This window comes from Streptomyces sp. NBC_00846, from assembly GCF_045207325.1.
Lineage (GTDB): Bacteria > Actinomycetota > Actinomycetes > Streptomycetales > Streptomycetaceae > Streptomyces.
The window spans coordinates 7,251,655-7,276,779 of the sequence record NZ_CP108846.1; the positions used below are offsets into that span (position 1 = coordinate 7,251,655).

At 69.1% G+C, this 25,125-nt stretch carries 25 protein-coding genes, 2 pseudogenes and 2 riboswitches; of the genes and pseudogenes, 12 read left to right on the plus strand and 15 right to left on the minus strand.

Annotated features, from left to right (window positions below):
• Positions 1 to 67: 67 nt before the first annotated feature.
• The 4 genes from egtD to egtA are packed head-to-tail and all read right to left on the minus strand — an operon-like array spanning position 68 to position 4,459.
• Positions 68 to 1,030, minus strand: a complete 963-nt coding sequence (gene egtD / locus OG936_RS33130) for an L-histidine N(alpha)-methyltransferase (RefSeq protein WP_406499601.1) — start codon at positions 1,028 to 1,030, stop codon at positions 68 to 70.
• Positions 1,027 to 1,782, minus strand: a complete 756-nt coding sequence (gene egtC, locus OG936_RS33135) for an ergothioneine biosynthesis protein EgtC (protein WP_406499602.1) — start codon at positions 1,780 to 1,782, stop codon at positions 1,027 to 1,029. Before egtC ends, egtD begins: the two co-directional genes overlap by 4 nt.
• Positions 1,782 to 3,143, minus strand: coding sequence for an ergothioneine biosynthesis protein EgtB (gene egtB / locus OG936_RS33140; protein WP_406499603.1), 1,362 nt, complete (start codon positions 3,141 to 3,143; stop codon positions 1,782 to 1,784). Before egtB ends, egtC begins: the two co-directional genes overlap by 1 nt.
• The gene (gene egtA, locus OG936_RS33145; RefSeq protein WP_406499604.1) at positions 3,140 to 4,459 is read right to left on the minus strand and encodes an ergothioneine biosynthesis glutamate--cysteine ligase EgtA; all 1,320 of its coding nucleotides are present in this window, start codon (positions 4,457 to 4,459) and stop codon (positions 3,140 to 3,142) included. Before egtA ends, egtB begins: the two co-directional genes overlap by 4 nt.
• Before the next feature lie 150 nt (positions 4,460 to 4,609).
• Here egtA and OG936_RS33150 point away from each other — a divergent pair, with 150 nt between their 5' ends.
• A complete protein-coding gene (locus OG936_RS33150) occupies positions 4,610 to 5,446 on the plus strand; it encodes a TIGR02452 family protein (RefSeq protein ID WP_406499605.1) in 837 nt (278 codons plus the stop codon).
• On the opposite strand, the gene OG936_RS33155 is transcribed toward OG936_RS33150, so the two are convergent.
• Together OG936_RS33155 and OG936_RS33160 are read right to left on the minus strand one after the other, a co-directional pair.
• Entirely contained in the window at positions 5,431 to 5,898 is a 468-nt protein-coding gene (locus OG936_RS33155) for a type II toxin-antitoxin system PemK/MazF family toxin (RefSeq protein ID WP_266750814.1), read from the minus strand. The two genes, OG936_RS33150 and OG936_RS33155, sit on opposite strands and share 16 nt — an antisense overlap.
• Positions 5,899 to 6,569: 671 nt before the next feature.
• Positions 6,570 to 6,788, minus strand: a complete 219-nt coding sequence (locus tag OG936_RS33160; protein ID WP_406499606.1) for a hypothetical protein — start codon at positions 6,786 to 6,788, stop codon at positions 6,570 to 6,572.
• 49 nt (positions 6,789 to 6,837) lie between these two features.
• Here OG936_RS33160 and OG936_RS33165 point away from each other — a divergent pair, with 49 nt between their 5' ends.
• Together OG936_RS33165 and OG936_RS33170 are read left to right on the plus strand one after the other, a co-directional pair.
• On the plus strand, positions 6,838 to 7,860 hold the full coding sequence (locus tag OG936_RS33165) for a LacI family DNA-binding transcriptional regulator (protein ID WP_406499607.1): 1,023 nt from the start codon (positions 6,838 to 6,840) through the stop codon (positions 7,858 to 7,860).
• Positions 7,861 to 7,931: 71 nt separating this feature from the next.
• The gene (locus OG936_RS33170) at positions 7,932 to 8,261 is read left to right on the plus strand and encodes a hypothetical protein (RefSeq protein WP_406499608.1); all 330 of its coding nucleotides are present in this window, start codon (positions 7,932 to 7,934) and stop codon (positions 8,259 to 8,261) included.
• Between the two features lie 95 nt (positions 8,262 to 8,356).
• On the opposite strand, the gene trxA is transcribed toward OG936_RS33170, so the two are convergent.
• Positions 8,357 to 8,725 carry a thioredoxin gene (gene trxA, locus OG936_RS33175; protein WP_383754838.1) on the minus strand — a complete coding sequence of 123 codons (369 nt, stop codon included), beginning with the start codon at positions 8,723 to 8,725 and terminating at the stop codon, positions 8,357 to 8,359.
• Between the two features lie 115 nt (positions 8,726 to 8,840).
• Between trxA and OG936_RS33180 the strand changes: the two genes are divergently transcribed.
• Positions 8,841 to 10,283 (plus strand): dihydrolipoyl dehydrogenase family protein, encoded by a 1,443-nt coding sequence (locus tag OG936_RS33180; RefSeq protein ID WP_406499609.1) that lies wholly within the window; start codon positions 8,841 to 8,843, stop codon positions 10,281 to 10,283.
• A 15-nt stretch (positions 10,284 to 10,298) separates the two neighbouring features.
• Positions 10,299 to 10,437, minus strand: a riboswitch (cobalamin riboswitch).
• 79 nt (positions 10,438 to 10,516) lie between these two features.
• Here the strand turns inward: OG936_RS33180 and OG936_RS33185 are convergent.
• Complete coding sequence (locus tag OG936_RS33185) at positions 10,517 to 11,146, minus strand: histidine phosphatase family protein (protein ID WP_406500709.1); 630 nt, start codon at positions 11,144 to 11,146, stop codon at positions 10,517 to 10,519.
• A gap of 110 nt (positions 11,147 to 11,256) precedes the next feature.
• A riboswitch (adenosylcobalamin (AdoCbl) riboswitch) is annotated at positions 11,257 to 11,405 on the plus strand.
• Between the two features lie 3 nt (positions 11,406 to 11,408).
• Here OG936_RS33185 and OG936_RS33190 point away from each other — a divergent pair.
• Positions 11,409 to 11,624, plus strand: coding sequence for a CbtB-domain containing protein (locus OG936_RS33190; RefSeq protein ID WP_189540289.1), 216 nt, complete (start codon positions 11,409 to 11,411; stop codon positions 11,622 to 11,624).
• A 27-nt stretch (positions 11,625 to 11,651) separates the two neighbouring features.
• A complete protein-coding gene (locus tag OG936_RS33195) occupies positions 11,652 to 12,425 on the plus strand; it encodes a CbtA family protein (protein WP_406499610.1) in 774 nt (257 codons plus the stop codon).
• A gap of 146 nt (positions 12,426 to 12,571) precedes the next feature.
• Here OG936_RS33195 and OG936_RS33200 read toward each other — a convergent pair whose 3' ends face one another.
• Positions 12,572 to 13,081 (minus strand): GNAT family N-acetyltransferase, encoded by a 510-nt coding sequence (locus OG936_RS33200; protein WP_406499611.1) that lies wholly within the window; start codon positions 13,079 to 13,081, stop codon positions 12,572 to 12,574.
• Positions 13,082 to 13,314: 233 nt separating this feature from the next.
• On the opposite strand from OG936_RS33200, the pseudogene OG936_RS33205 reads away from it, so the two are divergent.
• A pseudogene (locus tag OG936_RS33205) lies at positions 13,315 to 13,601 on the plus strand (SDR family NAD(P)-dependent oxidoreductase); the annotation flags it as partial.
• A gap of 149 nt (positions 13,602 to 13,750) precedes the next feature.
• Here OG936_RS33205 and OG936_RS33210 read toward each other — a convergent pair.
• Positions 13,751 to 14,119, minus strand: coding sequence for a tetratricopeptide repeat protein (locus OG936_RS33210; protein WP_406499612.1), 369 nt, complete (start codon positions 14,117 to 14,119; stop codon positions 13,751 to 13,753).
• A 202-nt stretch (positions 14,120 to 14,321) separates the two neighbouring features.
• On the opposite strand from OG936_RS33210, the gene OG936_RS33215 reads away from it, so the two are divergent.
• On the plus strand, positions 14,322 to 15,287 hold the full coding sequence (locus OG936_RS33215) for a pirin family protein (protein WP_406499613.1): 966 nt from the start codon (positions 14,322 to 14,324) through the stop codon (positions 15,285 to 15,287).
• Positions 15,288 to 16,063: 776 nt separating this feature from the next.
• Here the strand turns inward: OG936_RS33215 and OG936_RS33220 are convergent.
• From OG936_RS33220 to OG936_RS33235, 4 genes are all read right to left on the minus strand, one after another.
• Positions 16,064 to 16,915 carry a hypothetical protein gene (locus OG936_RS33220; RefSeq protein ID WP_406499614.1) on the minus strand — a complete coding sequence of 284 codons (852 nt, stop codon included), beginning with the start codon at positions 16,913 to 16,915 and terminating at the stop codon, positions 16,064 to 16,066.
• A gap of 745 nt (positions 16,916 to 17,660) precedes the next feature.
• On the minus strand, positions 17,661 to 17,837 hold the full coding sequence (locus OG936_RS33225; protein WP_383971436.1) for a hypothetical protein: 177 nt from the start codon (positions 17,835 to 17,837) through the stop codon (positions 17,661 to 17,663).
• 213 nt (positions 17,838 to 18,050) lie between these two features.
• Positions 18,051 to 19,442 (minus strand): IS1380 family transposase, encoded by a 1,392-nt coding sequence (locus tag OG936_RS33230; RefSeq protein WP_331746122.1) that lies wholly within the window; start codon positions 19,440 to 19,442, stop codon positions 18,051 to 18,053.
• A 665-nt stretch (positions 19,443 to 20,107) separates the two neighbouring features.
• Positions 20,108 to 20,314, minus strand: a complete 207-nt coding sequence (locus tag OG936_RS33235) for a hypothetical protein (protein WP_406499615.1) — start codon at positions 20,312 to 20,314, stop codon at positions 20,108 to 20,110.
• 7 nt (positions 20,315 to 20,321) lie between these two features.
• On the opposite strand from OG936_RS33235, the gene OG936_RS33240 reads away from it, so the two are divergent.
• The 4 genes and pseudogenes from OG936_RS33240 to OG936_RS33255 all read left to right on the plus strand — a co-directional run bounded on the left by OG936_RS33240 (position 20,322) and on the right by OG936_RS33255 (position 24,290).
• Entirely contained in the window at positions 20,322 to 20,483 is a 162-nt protein-coding gene (locus tag OG936_RS33240) for a hypothetical protein (protein WP_406499616.1), read from the plus strand.
• Positions 20,484 to 20,995: 512 nt separating this feature from the next.
• Positions 20,996 to 21,535 (plus strand): annotated as a pseudogene (locus OG936_RS33245) (SAV_6107 family HEPN domain-containing protein); the annotation flags it as partial.
• A 45-nt stretch (positions 21,536 to 21,580) separates the two neighbouring features.
• Entirely contained in the window at positions 21,581 to 22,666 is a 1,086-nt protein-coding gene (locus OG936_RS33250) for a hypothetical protein (RefSeq protein ID WP_406499617.1), read from the plus strand.
• A gap of 178 nt (positions 22,667 to 22,844) precedes the next feature.
• On the plus strand, positions 22,845 to 24,290 hold the full coding sequence (locus OG936_RS33255) for an IS701 family transposase (protein WP_406499618.1): 1,446 nt from the start codon (positions 22,845 to 22,847) through the stop codon (positions 24,288 to 24,290).
• A gap of 46 nt (positions 24,291 to 24,336) precedes the next feature.
• Here the strand turns inward: OG936_RS33255 and OG936_RS33260 are convergent, their stop codons facing one another.
• Positions 24,337 to 24,963 (minus strand): hypothetical protein, encoded by a 627-nt coding sequence (locus OG936_RS33260; protein WP_327271958.1) that lies wholly within the window; start codon positions 24,961 to 24,963, stop codon positions 24,337 to 24,339.
• Positions 24,964 to 25,125: the final 162 nt, after the last annotated feature.

Here is a 25,125-nt window from a genome sequence, read left to right on the forward strand (position 1 = left end):
GCGCCTCTGTTCCGATCCCGGCAGGCGTCCGGCCCGGGGTGCCCCGAGCCACCCCGGGCCGTCCCGCTCAGATTGCCGTCGCCAGCGATAGCGCGAACCGTTCTGCGGAATCCGTCCACCACTGGTCCAACCGCATTCCGGCCGCGACCAGTTCGGCCCGGACTCCCTCCTTGCGGAACTTGGCCGACACCTCCGTGCGCAACTCCTCACCGGCCTCGAAGGGCACCACCAGATCCAGATCCGGGATCTTCACCGTGAGCGCCGCACGGGCCCGCAGCCGCATCTCGATCCACTCCCGTTCCGGGTCCCACAGCGCCACGTGATCGAAGTCGGCCGGGTCGAAGTCCGCCCCCAACTCCCGGTCGACGACTCTCAGTACGTTCTTGTTGAACTCCGCCGTCACCCCGGCCCCATCGTCGTACGCGGCGACCAGCACCTCCTTTTCCTTCACCAGATCCGTGCCGAGCAGCAACCCGTCGCCGGGAGAGAGCAACGACCGCACCGACTTCAGGAACACCGACCGCTCGTCGGGGAGGAGATTGCCGATCGTGCCCCCGAGGAACGCGATCAGCCGCGGCCCCGGCGTGCCCGGCAGCGCGAGACCGCCGGTGAAGTCGGCGATCAGCGCGTGGACGGAGAGATCCGGCCGGTGCGTGAGCAGGGCCTCGGCGGCGCCGCGCAGTGCGCTCTCGCTGACATCGACCGGTACGTAACTGTGCAGCTCGGGCAGCGCGTCCAACAGGTGCCGGGTCTTCTCCGACGATCCCGATCCCAGCTCGATCAGGGTCCGCGCCCCGGACGCCGCCGCGATCTCCTCGGCGCGGTCGATCAGGATCTCGCGCTCGGCGCGGGTCGGGTAGTACTCGGGAAGCCGGGTGATCTCCTCGAACAGTTCGCTGCCGTGCGCGTCGTAGAACCACTTGGGCGGCAGCGTCTTCGGATGCCGGGTCAGGCCATGCAGCACATCGGCGCGCAGCGCCGCGTCCGTCGCGTCCACCGGCAGGGTGCGGGTCAGCAGAAAGGGACTCACTCCGTGGGCTCCTTGAGCGGGGTCAGCAGAACTTCGGTGCGGGTCGCGGTCAGCAACGTCCGGTCGGGGACCGAGCGCCAGCGTGGATCGTCGTCGTACGGCTCCGAGGCCACGACCGTGCGCAGTCCCGGCTCGGTGAGGTACCACAGGGTGTCGCCCCAGGCCGTCGCCACGATCGTGGCGCCGTCGACGAGCAGCAGATTCAGCCGCGACCGAGGCGCCGCGGCCGCCACGTCCTGCACGGTGTCGGCGACGGCCTGTGGCAGTTCGTCACCGTCGGCGAGACGATGGCGTACGAGGGCCCAGACCAGGGCCGAGTCGCAGCGGGCGGTGAGGGCCAGCAGCTCCGCCGCAGGCAGCGCATCGGCGAGCGGTGCCAGGGAATCCGGCCAGCCCCGCACCATGCCGTTGTGACTGAACAGCAGCCGTCCGGCGGCGAACGGCGCGGCCGCCGCCTCACCGTCCGCGCCCGCCTCGGTGGCATCACGTACCGCCGCGAGCAGCGCCGTACTGCGCACCACTCGGGCCAGATCCGCGAACGTCTGGTCGCCCCAGACGGGGCCCTCACGCCGGTAGCGTCCCGGCACCGGGTCATCGTCCGCGTACCAGCCGACGCCGAAGCCGTCGGCGTTGACCGTCCCGTGCTGCTGGTGTCTGGGCGCCCAGGACTGGCGCACCAGACTGTGCGGCGGTCGCGTCAGCACTTCACCGAGAGCCACAGACTGCCCCAGATAAGCGATATGACGACACATCAGAGATCCCTCGCGGTGCGGAAGCCGGAGAAGATCTGGCGCCGCACCGGCAGGTCCCAATTGCGGAACGTCCCCCTGCACGCCACGGGATCCACGGCGAACGAACCGCCGCGCAGCACCTTGTGGGCCGGCCCGAAGAAGACCTCGGAATACTCGCGGTACGGGAACGCCGAAAAGCCCGGGTAGGGCTCGAAGTCGCTCGACGTCCACTCCCACACGTCACCGATCAACTGCCGTACGCCGAGTGGCGACCGGCCCGCGGCGTACGCTCCCGCTCCCGCGGGCCGCAGATGGCGCTGGCCCAGGTTGGCCCGCTCGGGGCTCGGGTCCTCTTCGCCCCACGGATAGCGCAGCGAACGACCCGACACGGGGTCGTGGCGAGCCGCCTTCTCCCACTCCGCCTCCGAGGGCAGCCGGCGTCCGGCCCAGCGCGCGTACGCGTCCGCCTCGTACCAGCTGACATGAAGCACCGGTTCGTTGTCGGGCACCGTCTCGGTCACTCCGAAGCGGCGGCGGAGCCACTGACCGGCATCCCGGTGCCAGAACAGCGGAGCGGTCAGCTCGTGCTCACGGACCATCGCCCATCCCTCGGGGGCCCACCAGCGCCGCTCGGTGTAGCCGCCGTCCTCGATGAACCGCTGGTACGCGCCGCAGGTGACGGGTGTCGTATCGAGGAAGAAGCCCGGTACGTCGCGCACATGCGCGGGACGCTCGTTGTCCAGGGCCCACGGCTCGGTGGACGTTCCCATGGTGAACGGTCCGGCCGGGACCAGGACTTCGGCGGGCAGGCCGGCCGCGTCGGTGGCGCCGGGCGGAACGGGCGCGGTCAGGACCGCAGGACCGGACCGCAGCTGATGGGTGATCAGCATCGTTTCGTCGTGCTGCTGTTCATGCTGGGCGATCATGCCGAAGGCGAACCCGTCCCGCACCAGCCGACGGTCACCGCGCAGCGTCGTGCCGTCGAGCACGTCCAGCGCCCGGTCGCGTACCTCCGCTGCGTAGACCCGGGCCTCGGCGGGTGCCAGCAACGGCAGCGAGGGGCGGGCCGCGCGGGGATGCTCGAAGGCGTCGTACAGCCCGTCGATCTCCGGGCGCATCGCCTCCCGCCCGGCCACCCCGCGCAGCAGCCACAGTTCCTCCTGACTGCCGATGTGCGCGAGGTCCCAGACCAGCGGGGACATCAACGGCGAGTGCTGAGCGGTCAGTTCGTGGTCGTCCACACTTTCGGTGAGAAGCGTCGTGCGTTCCCGAGCGGTGAGCAGCGCGGCGAGGGCGCGCCGGCGGAGCGCCTCGGTGTCCGTCTCGTCCGGCCCGGTCGGACCGCCCGGACCGGATGCGTCGGGTGCGGGGGAGTCGGTCATGAGCGGGGCCCCTCGAAGTGGTGGTCCGAACCGCAGGCCGAGTCGAGCGCGAGCAGTTCGGAAAGATCGTCGGCCGGGCAACGGCCCCGGGCGACGAATCGGTCGTTGAAGTCCGCCACCGCTTCCTGCACGGCCGTGGTTGCTCCCATCCGGGGCAGCGCCTCCAGCGCGAGTGCGAAACAGGTGGTGGCGGCCGCCCGCAGTTCGGGATCGGTCAGGGCGTCGCGGGCGGCGGCCTCCCAGAGCCGATTGCGCGGTGCCGGGCCCGGCCCGGCCGTCTCGGCCAGCGGTTTGACGGTGCGGTACACGGTCTCGGCGGCCTCCGGATCGTCGAACAGGGCGGTGGTGACGGCGAGCGGCACCAGCCATCCGTCCGCGCCGTGCTGCGCGTCGATCATGCGCAGCTCAAGGTGTCCGCGCGGGCGCACGGGCGGAAAGAGGGTGCTGATGTGGTAGTCGAGATCGGCGCGCACCGGTGCTCTGGGCCCGCCGGTACGGATCCAGTCGCGGAAGGTCAGCCCGTCCGGCACGGCCCACGGCCCGTCGTCGTCCCGGATGCACATCACCGGGGTGTCCAGAACATGCGCGGCCCAGGCGTCGCGGGGCGGCAGATGGCCGGGCGGTGCCAGGGACCGCCACGGATCGAGGCCGGCCCACAGCGACTGCCGGGTGGACCGCCACGGTGTCGGGCGGCCGTACTGGAAGGGCGAGTTGGCGAAGACCGCGACCAGCACGGCGCCCAGCAGATGGGACAGCTGCCAGCGCCGCCCGTAGCCGAGCGGACCGGGTTCCTCCTCTCCGGCGTCCAGACAGACCTGGACGGACGCGGTGGTGCACATCATGGCGCGGCCCGCCGGTCCCGACCGGTCGAGCGAGACCTCCATGGCGTCGTAGCGGGGCTCGTGCAGCAGACGGCGCGGCGGATGCCACGGATCGACGCCGAGACCGGCCGGTGCGAGTCCCACCCGGTCGAGGGCGTCACGTACGGCGGTGAGATCGGCGGCCGTGGCATCGATGCACGCCATCAGGGAGTCGGCGGGGCGCGAGCTGAGCTCCAGCTGGCCGCCGGGTTCGAAGGTGAGCGCCGCGTTCAGGGGCAGGGCCCGCAGGAGGGAGGCGGCAGCGTCGAGACGGTGGTGGGGGACCGGGACGCGGGGCTGATCCCGGTGGTGGATGAGCCATTCGAGTTCGACGCCGACCGTGCGGGGCGGACCGGTCTTGAAGCAGATGCAGCGCAGTAAATCCTCGGCTTCGGCCTCGCCCAGGGGCGGGGGCAGGCCGGGCGGACCGTGGTCGCCGGGTGTGTCGGATGACATGCCGGGGCCTCCTTCTGCTCGGTTCGTCCTTACCACCCAAACCCTCGCGGGGGGATCGCACAAGAGTGCCCCTGTGCGTCGGAAATCCGGTTGCATCCATGCCGCTGGAGGGCCGAGCATGCCCCGTATGCACCACACGGAGGAGTGCCGATGAGCGCACGGCTGCGCGGCATCGCGCGAGAGACGGAGGCCATTGTCGAGGCCGGCCGCTACCGCACGCCCGAGGGGCGCGAGGTGAGCATCGAACGAGCGCTGACCGCCGCACTCTCGGGCACCAGGCTGTACGGCCCTGAGCCGGTGCCCGTCGCCGCACTCGACTCCGACCGCACACCGGTCATCGAGGTCACCGGCGAGAGCAGCCTGCGGGCGGCGCACCGGATGACCGGTGAGGGGCCCGGCAAGGTCGCCGTCCTGAACTACGCCTCCGCCCGCAATCCCGGCGGCGGATACCTCAACGGCGCACAGGCCCAGGAAGAGGCGCTGTGCCGGGGCTCTGCGCTGTACGCCACGCTGCTGCGCGCTCCCGACTACTACGCCCACCACCGCGCGGAACGCAGCGCCTTCTACACCGACCGGGTGATTCACTCACCCGGGGTGCCGGTGTTCCGGGACGACCGGGGACGGCTGCTCGACACCCCGTACACCGCGGGCTTCCTCACCTCCCCGGCACCCAATGCCGGAGTCATCCGCGGCCGCACCCCCGAGGACGCCCACCGCATCCCCGCCGCGCTCACGTCCCGTGCCGAGCGGGTGCTGGAGGTCGCGGCGGTTCGCGGGTACCGCAGGCTGGTGCTGGGCGCCTGGGGCTGCGGCGTGTTCCGCAACGACCCGGCGCAGGTGGCCTGGGTGTTCCGGGCGCTGCTGTTGGACGGCGGCCGGTTCGCCGGGCATTTCGAGCAGATCGTCTTCGGCATCCTCGACCGCAGCCCCGATTCCGCCACCCGGTCCGCCTTCGACCGGACGTTCGACGGTCAGCTCCAGCCGTAGCGCTCCCGCAGCCGGCCGACGACCAGATCGAACCGGTCCCGGTCCAGCGCGCACGCCTCACGCCGCATCCCGTCCTCGTGCAACCGCAGCACCCGGTCCAGATCGACCCACGACGGACGGCCCGAGCTGTCCCACGGACCGGCCCCGAGCGCCACCCACTCGTGGTCCCCGTCGTGTTGCTTGCTCGACAACTGCACGGCGAGCAGCGTGCCCACGGCTTCCCGCGCCACCACCAGTACCGGACGGTCCTTGCCACGCCCGTCGTTCTCCTCGAACGGCACATAGGTCCAGACGATCTCGCCGGGGTCCGGGTCGCCGTCCCGGTCGGGGGCGTACGCGGTGCGGACCGGGCCCACGTCGCGCGGGTCGGCCTCGGAGGTCGCGCAGGGTCCGGTGCGGCCGGGGAATCCGGCCGGGCTGTCGGTGCTTCGGTCACGGTGCTGGATGCTCATCCCCACACCGTAGGACGTGTACGGCCCATTTCGTGGAGCGGGTCCGGTGAACGGGCCGCAGGACCGGGCACCTCACCCGCACCGTACACACCTCCTGACACGGCCTCACCGTGAAGCTCTACCGGAGGTTCGCATCGAGGTTCACGGTCCGGTTCGCAACGGGCGTCCGCGCGCCGTCCCCGTCCGGCAGCCGTACTCGACACGGCCCTGTGGCCGCTCGACTCGGAGACCGGAGCGGTGGACGGTGCCCGCCCCAGGCCGAGGGGCGCGCACCGGCCACGGCCGCCCGGACCCGTCAGGAAGGCGTACCGTCGGCCTGACCGGCCTGACCGGCCTGACCGGCCGGCGCGAGCCCCTTGGCCCGGTTCGCGGCGGCCTCTGCCTCACCCATCACCCTGGTCGCCGTCGCGGCGGCGGCGCCGCGCGCCTTCGTGGCCTCGGCCTCGGCGAGCGCCGCCGTCCTGACCCGGTTGACCTCCGCGACAGCGGCGAGCCGGTGACGATCCGGAACCCCATGCCCTGCCCGAGCCCCTCGGCCTTGTACTTGGAACCGGAGATGACCAGTGCTTCGTTCGGCTCGGCCACGCGCCACATCAGCTTGAACAGGCCGTCGTGCGGATCCTGGCCGCACTCTTGACCACGAAGAGGGCGAAGCCTCTCCCGCGGCATCCTCAACTGCCGTACGCGCGCGCCACATACACCGTGCGGGATGGCAGATGCTCGATCACCGTCACCACCGTGCCCACCTCGATGCGGGCCTTCGCCGAGGCAGGATGCGCGAGGAAGTGCTCGGCGCCGTCCCGGATCCGTACGAGCACCTCGCCGACCAGCCCCGGCCCCACCGTTCCGGTCACCCGACGGAGCAGTCCCACCATCGAGGAGCCATCCATGACCCGGAGCGTACCCACGCCGCACAGGTCTGGAAGACTGCCCGACGCCATGAGCCAGTTACCGAACCAGTCCACCGAAGGCCCCGTGCCGACCAGTGCCGACGTGGCACGGCTTGCCGGAGTCTCCCGGGCCACCGTGTCCTACGTACTGAACGACATCGCGACCGTGCGGATCAGCGAGCCCACCCGGCGCCGGGTCAGGGAGGCCGCCGCCGAACTGGGGTACGTACCGCACGCGGCGGCCCGCAGCCTGCGCGCGGGACACACCCGCATGGTGGTGCTGCCCACCGTGAACTTCCCGGCCGACCCGCTCCACCAACGCTTTTTCCACGAACTGGAAACCGGCCTGCGCCGCCTCGACTACACGGTGGTCCAGTACGGCAGCACCGGTCTCGACGCCGACGACGTACCCCGCGCCTGGGCCGAACTCCGTCCCGTCGCCGTCATCGCACCCGGCACGATCGCCCTCACCCCGCAGGGCATATCCGTCCTCAGACGAGCCGGAGCCAAGGCCGTCATCACCCTCGGCCCGCGACCGGTGGACGGCGCCCACGCGCTGCTCATGGACCAGCGGAAGGTCGGCAGCGTCGCGATCGGGCATCTGCTGGCGCGCGGCCGGCGTCGCATCGGCGTGATCATGCCCGAGGAAGGCGGCCTCGGCCTGCTCGCCGAACCCCGGCTGACCGGGGCCCGGCAGGCCGCGCAGAGCCACGGGGCCGCCATCGAACCGTTGCCGCTGCGGTACGAGGAGGAGTCGGCCGACCGGCTGGCCGCCCGGTGGCGCACCCTGGGCCTCGACGCGGTCTTCGCGTACAACGACGCATACGCCATGCTCCTCATGCGGGCTCTTCAGGACGCGGGCATCGAGGTGCCCCGCGAGACGGCCGTGATCGGCGCCGACGACCTGATGCTCGGCAGGCTGCTGCGTCCCCGGCTCAGCAGCGTACGGCTGGAGATGGCCGCCGCACAGTCGCCGGCGGATCTCGTCCACCGGCTGGTGCGGCACCCCGGCGGCGACCCCGAGCACCACGACCTGCTGCGGGCCAGGACGGTCCACCGCGAGTCCAGCTGAGCCGCCCGGTCCGCACGGCACGGCAGCGCGGCAACGTGCGCACCGCGCGCCGCCTGCCTAGCGTCATGACCATGAGCCATCCGCAGAGTTACGAGATCCTGCTGGTCCCCGGACACGTCGAGGACACCACCGAGGCCGCCGGGAGCAGTGGTGCCATCCGCTCGGCGGTCGTGGCGGCGACCGGCGAGACGGGCGCGTCGGGTTACCCCCGCTATTCGGGTGAAGGCATCGTGGCGGACATCGACCCGGCGACGCACGCGGTCGAGGCCCTGCTGGTCGACGGCGCCGAGCTGGACTACGGCCTGTCGGTCCGGATCAAGGAGAAGAACGCCGACGGTGACGCAGGCAGCAGCGCCGACACCGACGCCGACAGCAGCGCCGACCGCAGCGCAGGTGACTGAGGCCGCGCAAGCCGCCGACGTCACGGAAAGTGGCCCGCCCGGTCCGCGTCCGCGGTCCGGGCGGGCCACTCACCCCGCTCATGCGCGCGTGGAGCCTACTGCTCCTTCTGCTGGTTCTCGATGGACTTGCGGACCTCGTCCATGTCCAGCTTCCTGGCCTGTCCGATGACATCCTCCAGCGCCGTCTCCGGCAGCGCCCCCGGCTGAGCGAACACCGCCACATTGTCCCGGACGATCATCAGCGTGGGAATGGAACGGATCTCGAAGGCCGCCGCCAACTCCTGCTGCGCCTCGGTGTCGACCTTGGCGAAGACCAGGTCGTCGTGACGCTCCGACGCCGCGTCGTAGACCGGTGCGAACTGCCGGCACGGGCCGCACCAGGAAGCCCAGAAGTCGATCAGGACGAAGTCGTTGTCACTGACGACCTGATCGAAGTTTTCCTTGGTGAGCTCAACGGTGCTCATACTCTGCTACCTCTTCCTCTGCCCGTTCGGACCTGTCCGGCACAACCGTGCCGGTACGTGCGGTATTCCGCCTGCCCCTGTGGCCGCCGCGCACACCCGCGATCAGACTGTTCCCATGACAGCAGCTTCCCTGAACGCCGAATACGACGTAGTGGTCATCGGAGCAGGTCCGGTCGGTGAGAACGTCGCCGACCGGGCACGTGCCGCCGGGCTGAGCACGGCGGTCGTCGAGACGGAACTCATCGGCGGCGAGTGCTCCTACTGGGCCTGCATGCCCAGCAAGGCCCTGCTGCGGCCGGTCGTCGCCCGCGCCGACGCCCGACGCCTGCCCGGCCTGAGCGACGCCGTCCAGGGACCGCTCGACGCGGCGGCGGTCCTCGCCCGCCGCGACGCGTTCGCCTCGCACTGGAAGGACGACGGACAGGTCGCCTGGCTGGAGGGCATCGGAGCGGACATCTACCGCGGCCGGGGCCGGCTCACCGGCGAGAAGGCCGTCTCCGTCACCGCCCCCGACGGCACGGTGCACCGGCTCACCGCCCGGCAGGCCGTCGCCGTCTGCACCGGCAGCCGCGCCGTCGTCCCCGCCCTGCCCGGCGTCGACGGGGCCCGTCCCTGGACCAGCCGGGAGGCGACGAGCGCCAAGAAGGTGCCCGGCCGCCTCGTGATCGTCGGAGGCGGCGTGGTCGGGGCGGAGATGGCCACCGTCTGGCAGGCCCTCGGTGCCCGGGTGACGATGCTGATCCGCGGCAAGGGGCTCCTCCCGAAGATGGAACCCTTCGCGGGCGAACTGGTCGCGCAGGCGCTGACCGAGGCGGGCGCCGACATCCGTACCGGAGTCTCGGCGACCTCCGTACGGCGTACGGTCCCGGACGGGCCGGTCGTCGCGGAACTGGACAACGGCGAGCGCATCGAGGCCGACGAGATCCTCTTCGCCACCGGCCGCGCCCCGCGCACCGAGGACGTGGGCCTGGAGACGGTGGGCCTCACGCCCGGCTCCTGGCTCACCGTCGACGACAGCTGCCTCGTCGAAGGCACCACCTGGCTCTACGCCGTCGGCGACGTCAACCACCGGGCGCTCCTCACCCACCAGGGCAAGTACCAGGCGCGCATCTCGGGCGCCGCGATCGCCGCCCGCGCCGCGGGAGTGCCGCTGCTGGAGACCGACCGCTGGGGCGCCCACGTGGCCACCGCCGACCACGCGGCCGTCCCCCAGGTCGTCTTCACCGACCCCGAGGCCGCCTCGGTCGGCCTCACCCTCGCCGGTGCCGAACAGGCCGGCCACCGCGTACGCGCCGTCGATCACGACCTCGCGGCGGTGGCGGGCGCCGGCCTGTACGCGGACGGCTACCGCGGGCGCGCCCGCATGATCGTGGACCTCGACCGGGAGGTCCTGCTCGGTGTCACCTTCGTCGGACCGGGCATCGGTGAGCTGCTGCACTCGGCGACGGTCGCGGTGGCGGGCGAGGTCCCCATCGGCCGGCTGTGGCACGCCGTCCCCGCCTACCCGACGATCAGCGAGATCTGGCTGCGCCTGCTGGAGGCATACCGCGACGCATAGGGTCCGGCCCGCCCCGTCCCGGGCGAACAGCGGTGTTCGCCGCCGCCTCCGCCACCTCCGTCGCTTCCCGGAGCCCGTGTCGGATCCAGTGCTCGATGACGGCTGTCGTTCCCACTCACGGCTGCGGGGCAGTCCCGGATTCCCACCGGGTTCCTTCTTACGACGCGTCTGTAGGTGGACCGGGCGAACCAGCTGCACCACCAGACCAGGTGCTGACCGCGGTCCCTGGCCCCTCAGTTGGTCCACGGCATGGCGGCGGACCGAGAAGACCCGGTACCCGGAGCCGGGGACAGCGGCTGACCGCAGCGCAGGTTCCACCGTCCGGACCGGCCGCTGAGCCCGGTCAGCGTCAGCGGGGCGACATCCAGCCGCCAGAACGCCTCCGCCGGCAGAGCGAGTGCCCGTACGATCACCGCCCGCACCACCGCGGGCTCGACGACCCCCAGCACTCGGCCGCCCCTGTTGCCGTCCCGGGACTCAAGGGAGTCCAGCAGGCGGCCGACCCTGGCGCAGAACTCCAGCAACGATTCGCCGCCGTGCGGAGCCGCCGAAGGATGGGTCATCCAGGCCGCCACCGCGTCGGGCTCACTCCCGCTCACCGTCGCCAGCCGCTGTCCGCTCCACCGGCCCATGTCCCAGCCGCGCAGAGCGAGTTCGGGCTTGGCGCGCAGCCCCAACGCGTCGGCCGTCCCGGCGCACCGCTCGGACGGCCCGCGCACGCACCGGTCGGCCTCGGGCACCGCAGCCGCCGCGGCCCGGGCCTGCCGGACCCCGGCCGCGTCGAGCGGAGCGTCGCCGTCGAAACGGGCCTCGCGCAGCGCGGCGTTGAACGCCGGTGAGATCAACATCACCTGTACCGTCATGAGCGGATCCAACTCCTCGAACCATGGCCCCTCGTGTGCGCACACCATGGCATCCGGGCGTTCCGGCCCCGCCGACGGCGCCATGGCCGCGCCCGCTTCCAGGAGGTATCGTCCGACGAACACGACGAAGGTGTGACGGAAGTCCGGTGAGAATCCGGCACGGTCGCGCCACTGTGAACCCGTACCTGTACGGGAAGTCAGACCCAGCACCTTCGTCTCAGGCACCACGATCGGGACGCGTGTTCCCTCAGGAGGTTCTGCCATGGCACAGAGTGCTGCCCCCGCCACCGCCGTACCGGCGATCACTCCCATCTCCCTGAAGGCCATTGCCCCTTGGGCGGTCTTCTTCGGCATCCTCATGCTCGTACTGCTCTACTTCGTCGGCGCCGAGCAGGGCGCCACCGCGGTCATCTCCGGCGAAGGTGTCCACGAGTGGGTCCACGACGGTCGTCACCTCCTCGGTTTCCCCTGCCACTGACGTACCGTCCGATCCAGGGGAATCCTCATGAACTCCATATCTGTCAGAGCCCTGCTCGTGCGCGGCATGCTGGCCGGCCTTGCCGCGGGCGCGCTCGCTCTGGTCGTCGCCTACTTCCTCGGCGAGTCCCGGGTGGACGCGGCCATCGCTCTCGAAGGGACGCACAGCCATGATCACGGCGGCGGCGAGGAACTCGTCAGCCGCACGATGCAGTCCACCGCCGGCCTTGCCACCGGTGTGCTCGTCTTCGGTGTGGCGATCGGCGGCATCGCCGCCCTCGTCTTCTGTTTCGCTCTCGGCCGGATCGGCAGATTCGGCCCACGGGCCACGGCCGCCCTGATCGCGGGTGCGGCCCTGCTGACGGTGTACGTTGTGCCGTTCCTGAAGTACCCGGCCAACCCGCCGGCCGTCGGCAACCCTGACACCATCGGCCGACGCACCGCCCTGTTCTTCCTGATGGTCGTCCTCAGCGTGCTGCTGGCCGTCGCCGCCGTCATCCTCGGCAGGCGGCTGGCTTCCCGCCTGGGCAACTGGAACGCGACGATCGCCGCGTCTGCCGCCTACGTCGTCGTGATCGGACTCGCCTACGCGTTCCTGCCCTCGTTCAATGAGGTCGGAAGGGACTTCCCGGCCGCCCTGCTGTGGGAGTTCCGCCTCGCCACCCTCGCCGTACAGGCCACCCTCTGGATCACTTTCGGTCTCGTCTTCGGCCACCTGACGGAACGGCTCCTCATACCGAGAACCGACACCATCAGGACCGGCAACGGTACGGCGAACCGCGCGGCCACGGCAGCCGGTTGACCGACGCACCACGCACCGCGCATCACGCATCACGCACCACGCACCACGCAGCACCAGAAGACATCGGAACCCGCCGGGAGCCTCCCCGGCGGGTTCCGCCGTCCTGCCCCGCGCAGCCACGCCGGGAGGGACCGACGGGCACGGACTCACCGCTCCTCGGCCCGCTGTCTCCAGTCGATCCGGTAATGCTTCAGCTGCGCGTCCTCCTTCACCAGGCGCATGCCGACGGCTGTCATGACGTGCTGGGACGCGAGATTGTCCAGGTCGGTGTCACCGTGTACGCAGCTCACCCCTTGATCGCGGGCGAACAGCAGCAGCGCGCGCAGCGCCTCGGAGGCGTATCCCATTCCCTGCGCCGAGGGAACGAGGCCGTAGCCGATCGTGACGTGTCCGTTCTCGTCCGGGGCGCCATGGAACCCCAGCCCGCCGATCACCACTCCGTCCTCGCGCCGGCATATCTCGTACGAACCGAAGGGGCTGGGATCACCCGTCGTCGCGCAGGCGCCGAGGAAGCGCTCGGCCGCGGCCATCTCGCCGGGGGACGGGTATCCGGGCGCCCAGCGGGCACCGTCTCCGGGTTTGCCGGCCATCACGTGCAGGGCGTCGGAGGCGCTCAGGAGACGGAGCAGGAGGCGGGGAGTCTCAAGGTCGGTCATGACCGAGTGAAGTATCACGCGGGGCGGGCGAACGGCATCCGGATTGTCCAGAGGAGTGTCGGGTGCGCGGCGGGACGGGATCGGTTGCGGGGCTCCGGGGCCTTCCGGGCCTGGGGGAGCGCCGTGCATGGCGCTGCTGCCGAGGGTGGGTAGCTTTTCCGGCGCACCGTTGCCAGCGCTGCACTCATCGGGTTATGGAGCGCACCGGCCCACCTGAAACGGGGGCCACCGTCATGAGCGAGCAGCCCACCGCCGCACTCCGGGCAGCTATCGTCACGGGGGATCCCGGGGCATCCACCGCGAGAGCGTCGAGCGGCCGGCATCCGACGGACTCGCGGTCGTCATCGACTACGTGGGCAACCGGACCGAGGCCGAGCCGGCGGTGGCAGCGATCAACGCGACGGGCGGCCGGGCCATCGCCTTCCGCGCCGACGTCGCCGACGAGGTCGCGGTCTCGGCCCTCTTCGACACGGCCGAGGAGTCCTGCGGCGGGGTCGATGTGGTTGTGATGCCCACCGGGTCGCCGAAGCGGCGCGGTACGCCGCCGAGCGAAGTGTGGACCTGCGCAACAATCGAACGCCCCTCGCGACCGCTGAGGCCCCTCGCGACCGTCAGTCGTCGGTCCTCCGGCCCGCGTCCGCCAGCTTTCGGGCCTCCGGCCCGCGTCCGTCATCCGCCGGTCCTCCGGTCCGCGTCGACGTCGAAGTCCCCGGAGAACGCCGCCGCCATCCGCAGATGACCCGTCGCCTCCGCGCTCCGCCCCTGGCGCTCAAGCGTCCGGCCGAGCATCAGCCGGGCATACGGCTCCACCGGGTCGCGCTCCAGAACCGCCCGCAGCTCCGTCTCGGCCCTGCCGAGCCGGGCCGAATGGTAGTAGGCCCGCGCCAGCAGCAGCCGCGGGGAGACCTGCTCCGGTACTTCCTCGACGAGCCCTTCCAGGATCCGGGCCGCGGTCATGTACTCCTTCGCCTCGAAGAACATCTGCGCACGGTCCCACCGGTCGGCGGCCGTGCCGAACTCGAAATAGTTGTCGCTCACTTGACCTCTGACTTCCTCGTTCACGGATTGCCCCCGGATCGTTCCGGGACCCGCCCTGCCACTGACCCGGCCACACACTCGGCCGCGCTCCCGTCTCAGCCATGCTCCAGTCACCGGAACATGGCACACTGGTTGAATATTCCACTAAATATTTGGCGTGGGTACCGGCACCTCGGACCCCCACGGGAATAGGTTGAGCGTCATGAGCAATCTCGATCGCCAGGCCGCACTCTCCGTCTGCGGAGGACGGGGCTTCGTCGTCGCCGAGCCCGTACGCGAACTTCTCACCCCTCGCCGTGTCCAGCTGGGTGAGTCCACCGAGGTCCGCAGACTGCTGCCCAATCTGGGCCGCCGGATGGTCGGCGCATGGGCCTTCGTCGATCACTACGGTCCCGACGACATCGCCGGCGAACCCGGGATGCAAGTGCCGCCCCACCCTCACATGGGCCTCCAGACGGTCAGCTGGCTCCATGATGGCGAGGTCCTGCACCGGGACAGCCTCGGGAGCCTGCGTACGATCCGCCCGCGCGAGCTGGGACTGATGACCTCCGGCCGGGCCATCAGTCACTCCGAGGAGAGCCCGAAGTCCCACGCGAGGTTTCTGCACGGCGCCCAGCTCTGGGTGGCCCTGCCGGAAGCCCACCGACACGTCGAACCGCACTTCCAGCACCACACCGAACTGCCGACCGTCACCGCCGCCGGCCTCGCCGCCACCCTGATCCTGGGTGAACTCGACGGCGCCACCTCGCCCGGCACCGCGTACACCCCGATCGTCGGCGCCGACCTGTCCCTCTCCGCCGACGCCGAGGCCCGTCTGCCGCTCGACCCCGACTTCGAGTACGCGGTGCTCTCGATGTCCGGCCAGGCCGAGGTCGACGGCGTACCCATGCTTCCGGGCTCCATGCTCTACCTCGGCTGCGGCCGTACCGAGCTCCCCTTGCGTGCGGACACCGACGCGGGCCTCATGCTCCTCGGTGGCGAGCCCTTCGAGGAGGAGATCGTCATGTGGTGGAACTTCATCGGGCGGTCTCATGAGGATATCGCACAGGCTCGTGCGGACTGGATGACTAGTGCCCGGTTCGGGGAAGTGGAGGGCTACGACGGAGGTCGGATGTCCGCTCCCCAGCTGCCGTCTGTGGCGCTTAAATCGCGAGGAAGGGTGCGCTGAGCTGCATTGATGTGAGTGAGGTCCTGTGCACTCGTGGTCGCGGCAGCTGGGCCCCTTACGCAGAAGCGGAATCGGTCCCTCGTCACGGTGGAGGCTTCCGTCGCACGCGCCCGGGATTCCAAGGTGTGGTCGTGTGTAAGCAGCTTTGGTAGACCTAATGCTGACTCAATGCTGACTTTACTGACGGCGCGTCAGGGGCTGGTAGCTTGGGTTCTAGCTGGTCGGCTGACTGTGGTGAGCGGGTCGGCTCCACGTAGTCGGGGCCCGCGCTGGCTCGTAGTGGTGGAGTGGCCGTGCTGGTGACTATGCCCGTTCCATGGCGGTGGGGGATGCCATCTACGGGAGGCGCGGCATTGTGGCGACCCCACAATGCCGACATCCTTGGCTCCCCGGAGCCGCACGAGATGACTGGGTCTGGGCCTTCCGAAAAGGGAACGAGCCGCTCGGTTCGCCCCGGCGACGAGGACCCAGTCATGCATGAGAGCGTCGGCGGGTGGGTGAGACGGTGATCGAAACCCTGCGACACCGCGTTGACGGGCCGGGAGACGCGCCGATCCTGGTGGTTGGCCCCTCCCTGGGTACCACATGGCACAGGTTGTAGATCGCGTCTTGTGCGGTCCAAAGTGGTCCAGGTGAGGCGCATATGGCCAGGTCAGCTCACTGTGGTCCAGGCGCGTCTATGCAGTTGGTGAGACGCGTGTGAGAGAAACGCCCCCGTCGGCTGGTGCCGGCGGGGGTTCCCGGTGTGCGGGTTGCGATGACATGCCGTCACTCCGTCACGCTGCGCAGTTGCGGCGAGGCGGAGAACTCGACCGTTCAAGGTCGCTGGGCAGGGTGCCCGGCGGTGCTGTGAGGCGGGCTGCGCGGGCGGCAGTGACGAAATCCTTACGGTGGGATTCGACGCGTTCGATGAGCGGGTCCCGGACCCATCCACCGATCAGTTGGTCCCACATGGCCGGGCAACGGTCGACAAGAGAGAGAGCCTGAGTTACCTGCATTTCGGTGAGGGTGGCGCTGTTGCGGAGGCAGCAGTCCAGAAGATCCCGGTCATGCCTTCTTCCCTCCTCGTCCTTGCGTGCCCACTCGACGAGAAATTCCCAGGCTACGTACGCCTCGCTATGACTATCGTCGGTGCAGTCTTCTGGGTCGCCGGGGCACCAACCTGCCTCCAGCGCGCTGATCGTCGCGCGCAATACCGCGCGATCGAGCGCGCAGCGTTCCAAGAGGCGGCATTGCGAGAGAAGGAATTCTGCGGCTGTAAGGACATCAGGAGGAGCAAGCAGCTCCAGTGAGGCGTAGCGGGTTTCCACCGGGATAGCGTGCTTGGCCACGAGCGCTTGGCGTTCGTCGTGATCGAGACTCGGGAGTCGCTTCACGACACCCACCAGGGCGTCGTAGACACTCAGGAACTCCATGCACGCGCTGTCGAGTGCAATGTGCCGTTGCTGATCCCGGTCGAGGAAGCTCTGGGTCTGCACCACCGCGATGGCAGTGTCGGCCTGGATACGCCCGGCGAGGAGCGCGGCAGACGTTGCGCTTTCTGCGCTGCGCTTGGTCCACCATGCTGCAACTACGGCAGTGGGAACGGAGAGAAGGGCTGCGACTGCACTCAAGTCGACCATGTCCATGGACCAATGCTGGGCGAAGAAGAGCTGCCCTGCGGGCGGTTCGGTGCAGATCGATAAGCCCGGACATTCGTTCCCGCTCGCCTGCCGTTGAGGCGGTCCGTTTCGATGAGACGCCAGCAGCGTGGAGGGAGATCCTGAAACCTACCGCCAGGGCAGCGTGGCGGAAGCAGACGAGGATGCGTTAGCCACGATGCGGGCGGCACGGGCGAAGTCTTGAAACTCACTGCGGGTCATACCGCGCGCACGGGCTCACGCGGCGCACCCAGGGCCAGTTCCATAGCAGCGCCTTCGGCCGGGGCTTTGGACTACCGGCGCCTGGGGGAGTGAACTGGTCTGACGTCTTGGTGCGGTGATGCGGCGGAGTTGCTCAACCGTGAGTGGACCGTCGGGGATCTCACCGATCAGGTGATCGAGTCCGGGGTCGGTCCGTGGCCTGGTCGGGTGAACAGGCTGATGATCAGGGCGAATTCACCACCGACAACGGCGGTCTGCACATCGCCGTCAGGGCTGGCCCAGAAGTGACCGCCCAGCCATAGCCGCGGCCTGACCTCGTCCCACGTGTCTGTGGTTCGGGGGTACCGCGGTCACTCCGACGTGTCGTCACGAACGCTCCTCGCTGGGTGGACCAACGACACGGTCAGACGGTCGCGTTCCCTGCTCGATGCGCTGTCGTCGTTCCCTGATCGTCAGGTCACACCTCCCGGTAGAGATGCGGGCCCAGCCCGTAGATCGCTCCCAGGCCATCTCATACGTCAGTGCCCGTCGAGTCGTCGACGTTCCGGTCAGCACTCTGGTACATCCGCTGGACCTTGCGCCAGGCGACGATGATTTCGGGCAGCTGGTCGAGCAGTCCCCGGGCGACGAATAGGAAGATGCTCAGCACGCCGGAGGCGGCCAGCAGCCAGAGAATGATGGAGTCCACCCGTTCGAGTCCCTCGTGATCCAGGGGTCGAACATGGGTGACGTCCACTCAGCCTGGATCCACCGGGTGGATTTCGGGGTGAGGGTTTCGGCGGATTTTTGGTCCTCGCGGAGTTGACCGGTGGTTTCGGGTGTCGGGTGTCCGCTGGTCTGCCCAGCTTTTCCACGTGTCTGCAGGTATCGGGCCCTCTCGGGCGGGTCGTTTCAGGGAGCGTCAGCCGACTGGTGGTGGCGCGTGCGTGGCGGTGAACAGCTGGATGAACTCGCTTTCCCAGGGCCAGTGTTGGGGCAGGTGGAGGGTGAGGTGGCGTGCTGAGCGGGCCAGACGTGCGGGGACGTTGATCAGGTGGTCGCGGATCGTCGCGGTGGTCGCGCGGGCATGGAACGCGCAGGCCAGGGCCCCGGCGGCGCGGGTCAGGTTGTGGGCGAGGGCGGCGAGCGTGAGCCAGGCGGCGTTCGCCTGGAAGTGCCCGGAGGGGGCGTGCGCGAAGGCGCTGTTCTTGACGTCCGCGATCACCTGCTCCACCACGGCGTGCCGTCGGTGATCACGCTCGGCGTCGATCAGGGTGAGCGGGGAGTCGGTGAACGCGGCGTGGTAGCGCCAGGTATCGAAGAGCGTGCCCTGTCCCTCGGGCAGGGCCGCGGGGTTGAGCCGCTTCACCCTGCGCACGATCAATCGGGCGGTGACCTGCTGTTTCTTTGGCTTGGAGGTGAAGGCGGTGTAGGTGGTCTCGGCTATCTCCGCGTCCGAGATCCAGCACTGTCCCTCCTCGTCCCAGACCGCCTTGGGGTACTTGATCGCCGTCCACGCGCTCTCGCCGATGGCCGCGATGGCGGTCTTGACCGAGGCGTTCATCCGCGCCGTGACGGAGAACCGGGCGTCCGCGGCCCGGCAGGCGTTCACCACGTCAGCGCCGTAGAACGCGGAGTCGGCACGCACGATCAGCAGGCCGCCGGCCCCGCAGGTGCGGGCGGCGCGGATGGTCTCGGCAACGAACCCGGCCGCACCGCGTGCCGAGTTCGTGGGCCCCTTGCGCAGGCGGGTGGCAGCGATCACCGGTGCGGCGAGCGGGGTGGAGATGATCCCGAGCAGCGCGTTCAGGCCCTTGACCTTGCTGTATCCGTAACCGGCACCCTGCTTGGCATAGCCGTAGGTACGGCGGATCGTGTCGTCAATGTCCACATAAGCCACCGCCTGCGCGCCGGGCAGCAGCCCGGTGTGCGCGGCCAGGGCGGGTAGGAACCGCCGGGCCACGGCATGCAGTTGCTTCACATGACCGTGGGTGAAGGAACGCAGGAACGAGCCCAGCGTGGACGGCGCCCGCACCCCGGTGAACAGCCGGGACAGTCCGCCGTGCCGCAACCGGTCCATGTCATCGAAGCTGTCCGCACCCGCGACCATGCCGCCGACCAGCGACATCACCTTCGCCGCCGGGAAAGAACCCGTGCCGTCCCTCGAGACCGGCAGCTTCACCAGGCCCTCGACCAGCGCGGGCAGTCCGCACCGCTCGGCCAGACGCGCCACCGGCTCAAGCCCGCCGTACGCGACGAGATTCGGGTCATCGAACCGTGCGGAGACCATCGCGGCGGCATGGGAAGATTGCATCTCGGAAGTGCCTTGTCGATCGTGCCTGATGTGGTCCTAGAGAAACCCCATCATCGCAGGTCACAAGGCACTTCCTCGTTTCCGTGAGAGTCATCCACAGACGTCAAGCCGGTGGATCCAGGCTCAGTTCGACCACCGATTTGTGTGGTCAGAACTGAGGTCTACGCCGACAGTAAAGCTCAGGTGCTGCTATCCCATGGGTAATGCGAGCACGCTCTGAGGCGCCCGCGGTGAGCGGTGAGGTAGCAGGTGGCCGGGTCGTTGTTCACGGCTCGAACAGCTACCCCTCGACATGTCGGCTCGGGGGGAGCTGATCCTGCGCTGCTCCTGAAGCTACCTCCAGATCAGGACACGGCAGCCACAAACGCCATACGTGAGACAGGCCCCCGGCAATGAGGTATTGGGGTCCAACACTGCCGAGGCGCAGCCGAACAGATCGGGCTTTCAACGGCAGCGAGGGCACCGACTTGCCCCGCGAACTCTGTGCCAGCGTTCACTGGTACAGGTCAGGGCCTGTCCACCGTCATGAAACACCGCTGTCGACCCTCACGGCTGGCAGCTGCTCACGTCCGCCGACAGACACCCGGCCGCGCGCCGTCCGGCGAACCCGAGCTGGCTCCTGGGAAGTGGCTGATATCCCGGGTGCCATAGCGTTGCGGGAATGGCTACTGCCCCAGCGCAGCGAGGGCTTGCTCGGCCATCTGAACGCCCATCGTGGCCGCGATGGTGGTGCCGGCCTCCAGGAGCTTGTCCTTGAACTGGGTGGCGAACTGGCGCAGGCGACCCGGTTCAGGGTTCTCGGAGGTTGCCTCAGCGTGCAGGTCCTGGGCGACGCGTTCTAGTTCCACGCGGTCCGTGTCGGTAAATGTCATGTGGGGTGTGGTGCTGCTGGCTGCTGGGGGCGCGTTCGTGTGGTGGGGCTTCGTTCAGCTCCGCGTCGGGCAGGACAAGCAGCAGGGCGCCGTGAAAGCACATATCGGGACGATGATGCACAAGGCGCTGAACGGCCAGTCGGGAGCGGACATGTGGGCAACTCATTAGTTGGTGCTAGTCACCAGCATGTTCGGCACTCGCGTGTCCTGGACCTTTCCCGCGCGATATCCTCGGGCGGATCGCACGGCCTCACGCCATCCACTGGTGAGGACGGCGTATGCAACATTCGCATTGGCTTCGGGGGTGTGATGGCGGCGGGCAATGGTCAACGATCTGCGGTCCAAGACGGCGCTGTTTCGGATGGTCAGGGCGGTACCGTCATCCGTTTCTCTTATGGGCAGGCCGGCAATGAGGTTCCTGGTACCTCTACAGCAGTCGCACAGTGCCTAGCGGAAATTCGCCTCCACCTCGCGGCTGGTTCGGATGACCAGACGGCTAAGGCCGTAGCGCTCGTATACCGCGCGTTCGACGAGATCGCCGATGCGGAACGAATGGTGGGATCGGTCGCACATCAGCTGGGTGACGCTTTGGCAGTCACCAGCGTCCCGGAGGCGCTGATAGCGCGCCTTCGAGAGTTGATGGAGCTCGCCTCGAACGCCCGCAGGCGTCAGGGTGTCGTTCCTCGTCCTGCGCTGGAGCTGCTAGGCCAGGCAGAGGCTGGCCTGCAAGAGGCATCTGCGATGGAGTCTGCGAATGATCGTTTCGCCACGGCTCACCTGGCAGCACTACGCACCGCCGCCGCTGTGCTTGCTGCGCGAGGGCGGCCGTCGGGAGACACGGGCGTACGGAGCGGCAGGCGAATCCGTAGTGCTTGGGAGGTGCTCCCTGAAATTGCTCCGGAGCTTACTGAGTGGAGCGCTCTATTCGCGGCAGGGGCTCGAACGCGCGCTCGCGCGGAGGCCGGCATCGAGGGCGCGGTCAGCATGCGCGAAGCGGAGGACTTGATTCGCGATGTCGCGATGTTTCTGCGGATTAGCCGACGGATGCTTCTGTTTGACTCCCGGCAGCATGGGGAGCTGCGACTGCCGGACCCGGAGTCCGAGTTCCGTCCACTCGCCGACGAGCGAGCAGCGCTCGAAAACCTACCGCTCGACGTACCCCTCGGTCACACTCCGCCGGGCCCTCCGCTGGGCGATGACGATGATGAATGGGACGAGTAATTGGGGGATATAGCCAAGGGCGTTCTCGGTGGCGGGTGGAGTCTGTTGGTCGGCTGGATCCTGCCGACAGCCATCAACTTGGCTATTCTGGCTATCACCATGGGCCCCAGCTTGCGCCAGGCCCCAATGACGCACCAGATCTTCGCTGCCTCGCCGGGTGCTAAGGCACTACTGTTGTTGACCGCTTCTGTATTGATGGGCCTCATCCTCAATGCCTTGCAAATCCCCCTTTACCGGGTCTTGGAGGGGTACCTGTTCTGGCCGGCGCGACTGTATGCACGGCGTAGTCGCCACCACCGCGGGCGCCGTCGGGAGCTGGCCGATGAAGTGGCACGGACGCGCAGCGCGCGTAGGGCTGCAGCCGAGCGGGCACAGCCTGCAGACACCGCACAGAGGCCATTGATTCCCGACGGGGCAGCCCCGGGCATGTCGGATCCACGCGACGAAGTGGCAACAGCGACGCAGCAGGCGCTGCTTGGTGAGCGGCTGGCCCGATATCCGGTGCAGGATGACCAGGTCACGCCTACCAGGCTCGGCAACGCCATTCGGCGCCTGGAGGAGTACGGCTATGACCGCTATCGCCTGGATTCTCAGGTGTTGTGGAACGAGCTCACCGCGACGGCACCCGAGCAGGCGCGTCGGCAGGTCGACATCGCGCGTACCAGCGTCGACTTCTTCATCGCCCTGCTGTATGGGCACACAGCCCTCGTTGCCATGGCTCTGGGCGCCACATCGGTTGATAGCGCCGATCCTCCGATCCTCCTCGGAACCGCTGGCGTCCTCAGTATCCTGTGCCCGCTTTGGTATCGGGCCGCGGTCGCAGCGACTGATGAGTGGGCGGCAGCCGTCCGCGCACTGGTCAACTTGGGGCGCCATCCGCTGGCTCAGGCCATGGGCCTCAACCTGCCGCAGGACATCGAAGAAGAGCGAGAGATGTGGCGTATGGTCTCCCGGATGTCCAGGACCCGGTTCCATGAACGAGCTGCCGCTTTGAACCGCTTTCGCTCCTTCCCTGGCCCCGACGATCCAACGAGCGCGCCCGCACAGCCAAACGTCTCCGCGCGGCCCTGCGGTACCTGTTGCCCGGAGGCGCCCGCACCCGGCTGTCGGCCGACACGGCCGCCGGCTTGATAGAGGGCATTCGGCCGGTCACCTGCGACCGCCAACTTCCGCCACGGCATCGCCCTCGACATGCTGGCTGACCTGCGTCAGCTCGACCGCCAGCACTAGCGGTGGTTTGTTGACTGCGGGTCAGGGCTGTAGTAGGCCGGTAGCAGAGGAACGTTGCCTCGCCGCCTGAGGGCTCGTGATGACCCGTCGTCTGCCGTGTCCGCCCGCACCGGGCCCGCTGGAAGCCTACGCCGCACGCTTCGATGACCTGTTCTCCACACTGGCACAGCGCCGTGGGTTCCGCGAGTACCTGACTGGGCTGCTGCTGCCGCGGAACCGCAACAAGACGCTGACCTGCCTGGCCGGCACCGAACCCGTCGTCGGGGCCCAGCATCCCTCTGTGCAGCGGCTGCAGTTCTTCCTGTCCGAGTCGACCTGGGACCACGAGCGGGTCAACGCCCGCAGGGTGGAACTCCTGCTGTCCGATCCCACGACCGCGTCGCACTCGGGCGGGGTGCTGGTGATCGACGATTCCGGGGATCGTAAGGACGGGAAGGCGACCGCGCACATCGGGCGGCAGTGGCTGGGCCGGCTGGGCAAGACAGACAACGGCATCGTCACCGTGACCACCTGCTGGGCCGATGAGAACCTCTACTACCCGTTGCATGCCGTGCCCTACAGCCCCGCCCATCACTTCCCCAAGGGCAAGAGCCACCCCGGCTTCCGCACCAAGCTGCAGATCGCCGCAGAACTGGCCCGCACCGCGAAGGCTGCCGGGGTGGCCTTCCGCGCCGTGGCCGCCGACTGCGCCTTCGGCGACCAGGACGGCTTCCGCAGACAACTCGACTCGGCAGGGCTGCCGTTCGTCATGGCTCTCAAACCGAGCCACGGCACCTGGGCCTACGGCAAGGACGCCTACACTCCCGTCGATGCCGCCCGCACCTTGACCTGGACGGACCCCGAGCATCCGGGTGACTGGACCGCCGTCGAGCGAACCTTCCGTGACGGGCACACCGAGACCTGGTGGGCCGCCGACGCCCGCCTCGGCTGGTGGGGACCCGACGGGAACGTCCGCCTGATCGTGGCCACCACCGACCCGGCCACGCAGCCCCCGCAAGCCACCTGGTACCTGGCCACCGACCTGCCCCGCCCCGGGGGTCCCCGCGAGGCCGACAGCCCCGAACCGGCCGCCGGGCTGCACGAAGTCGTCCGGATCTACGGCATCCGACACTGGATCGAGCAGAGCTACAAACAGGTCAAGGGCGAACTCGGGTGGGCCGACTTCCAAGTCCGTTCCGATACCGCCATCCGCCGCCACCAGACCCTGGTCACCTGCGCGTTCTCGTTCTGCTGGGACACCTGGTTCACTCAGCCTCCGGACCCGGAACCCATCGTCGCCCCAGCGGCCCCGCCGGCTGCCACACCGGCCGAACCGGCTGAGAGGGGGCCCATGCAAACCCCACCAGCCCCAGCCAGCAAGCTGGCCGCAGGCGCGATTCGCGCCGTCCGGGCCTGGCTCGACCCCTGGACCACCCTCCAACGCTGCTGGCGAGCCTGGAGCAACGCACCCCCGCCACCCGAACTTCAAGCCCTGATCAACGCCGTCGGCGCAGGCCACCCACTTGACCTCTACTCCCCGGCTTAACAAACCACCGCTAGAACCCAAGCACCCGGCCGGGGGCCCACCCTCCTCACGCCCTGGCGGCCGCACCACCTGCCCCCGGGCGCAGCACCGGCAGTCCGGCCCGCAGCCGTTCCAGGAACTCCGGCACGTCGATGCTTTCGTCTTCCGGGTCGACGACCTCGGCGACGAACGCCTCCACGATGTTCTCGCTGCCGAAGTCCGCGTCGTCATCGTCGCCATAATTGTCCACCAGGCGAGCGCCGGGGGCGGAAACGCGGAGATCGTGGTCGTAGTTGATGACCCATGGGGTCTCTACGGTGCGGGTCTCCAGGATGCCGTTGTTGTAGTCGCCGTAGACCAGATGGGTGAAGGTGCCGTCCTGGATGTAGATTTCGCAGTCGCCGCCCTCCAGGGTCTCGGCCCGGGTGGTACCGCCGACGTAGAGCCCCGGCAGAGACTCGTAGAGCGCGATCGGGCCGGACACCGTCAGATCGCCGGTGATCACCACCAGGTCCACGTCGTCCAGACTCCCGATCCCGGCGACGGCGTCGAGGAAGCCCCCCTCCAGTACCAGATCGCCGTCGAAGAGCAGGACATTGTCGTAGTAGCGCTCGAAGGAGGCGGAGAGAGCCTGCACAAGGCGAGTGTCGGCCTCTGCGAAGGAGAGGCGTTCGGGTGCGGAGTTGTTGGCCATGTGGGCGACGATAGGACACGGGTATGACAGTCCTTCAATGCCCTTCTGGTCTAGCTCCGTACTTCGCGGGTGGCTGAGTCGGGTGGAGTTGCTGCCTGGCCGTGTCCGGTCGGGGGGTCGTCGTGTTGACCGGGGTGTGACGAAGTCTTCCCGGTCCCCGCG

Bases quoted from the DNA above. Each gene is read 5' to 3' on its own strand.
- OG936_RS33200 (WP_406499611.1), bottom strand. From the start codon at position 13,081: ATGACCGACCTTGAGACTCCCCGCCTCCTGCTCCGTCTCCTGAGCGCC.
- OG936_RS33190 (WP_189540289.1), top strand. From the start codon at position 11,409: ATGGCACAGAGTGCTGCCCCCGCCACCGCCGTACCGGCGATCACTCCC.
- OG936_RS33220 (WP_406499614.1), bottom strand. From the start codon at position 16,915: ATGGACATGGTCGACTTGAGTGCAGTCGCAGCCCTTCTCTCCGTTCCC.
- OG936_RS33155 (WP_266750814.1), bottom strand. From the start codon at position 5,898: ATGAGCATCCAGCACCGTGACCGAAGCACCGACAGCCCGGCCGGATTC.
- OG936_RS33195 (WP_406499610.1), top strand. From the start codon at position 11,652: ATGAACTCCATATCTGTCAGAGCCCTGCTCGTGCGCGGCATGCTGGCC.
- OG936_RS33185 (WP_406500709.1), bottom strand. From the start codon at position 11,146: ATGACGGTACAGGTGATGTTGATCTCACCGGCGTTCAACGCCGCGCTG.
- OG936_RS33260 (WP_327271958.1), bottom strand. From the start codon at position 24,963: ATGGCCAACAACTCCGCACCCGAACGCCTCTCCTTCGCAGAGGCCGAC.
- egtB (WP_406499603.1), bottom strand. From the start codon at position 3,143: ATGACCGACTCCCCCGCACCCGACGCATCCGGTCCGGGCGGTCCGACC.
- OG936_RS33180 (WP_406499609.1), top strand. From the start codon at position 8,841: ATGACAGCAGCTTCCCTGAACGCCGAATACGACGTAGTGGTCATCGGA.
- egtC (WP_406499602.1), bottom strand. From the start codon at position 1,782: ATGTGTCGTCATATCGCTTATCTGGGGCAGTCTGTGGCTCTCGGTGAA.
- OG936_RS33165 (WP_406499607.1), top strand. From the start codon at position 6,838: ATGAGCCAGTTACCGAACCAGTCCACCGAAGGCCCCGTGCCGACCAGT.
- egtA (WP_406499604.1), bottom strand. From the start codon at position 4,459: ATGTCATCCGACACACCCGGCGACCACGGTCCGCCCGGCCTGCCCCCG.
- trxA (WP_383754838.1), bottom strand. From the start codon at position 8,725: ATGAGCACCGTTGAGCTCACCAAGGAAAACTTCGATCAGGTCGTCAGT.
- OG936_RS33150 (WP_406499605.1), top strand. From the start codon at position 4,610: ATGAGCGCACGGCTGCGCGGCATCGCGCGAGAGACGGAGGCCATTGTC.
- OG936_RS33255 (WP_406499618.1), top strand. From the start codon at position 22,845: ATGACCCGTCGTCTGCCGTGTCCGCCCGCACCGGGCCCGCTGGAAGCC.
- OG936_RS33215 (WP_406499613.1), top strand. From the start codon at position 14,322: ATGAGCAATCTCGATCGCCAGGCCGCACTCTCCGTCTGCGGAGGACGG.
- OG936_RS33235 (WP_406499615.1), bottom strand. From the start codon at position 20,314: ATGACATTTACCGACACGGACCGCGTGGAACTAGAACGCGTCGCCCAG.
- OG936_RS33230 (WP_331746122.1), bottom strand. From the start codon at position 19,442: ATGCAATCTTCCCATGCCGCCGCGATGGTCTCCGCACGGTTCGATGAC.
- OG936_RS33170 (WP_406499608.1), top strand. From the start codon at position 7,932: ATGAGCCATCCGCAGAGTTACGAGATCCTGCTGGTCCCCGGACACGTC.
- OG936_RS33160 (WP_406499606.1), bottom strand. From the start codon at position 6,788: ATGGATGGCTCCTCGATGGTGGGACTGCTCCGTCGGGTGACCGGAACG.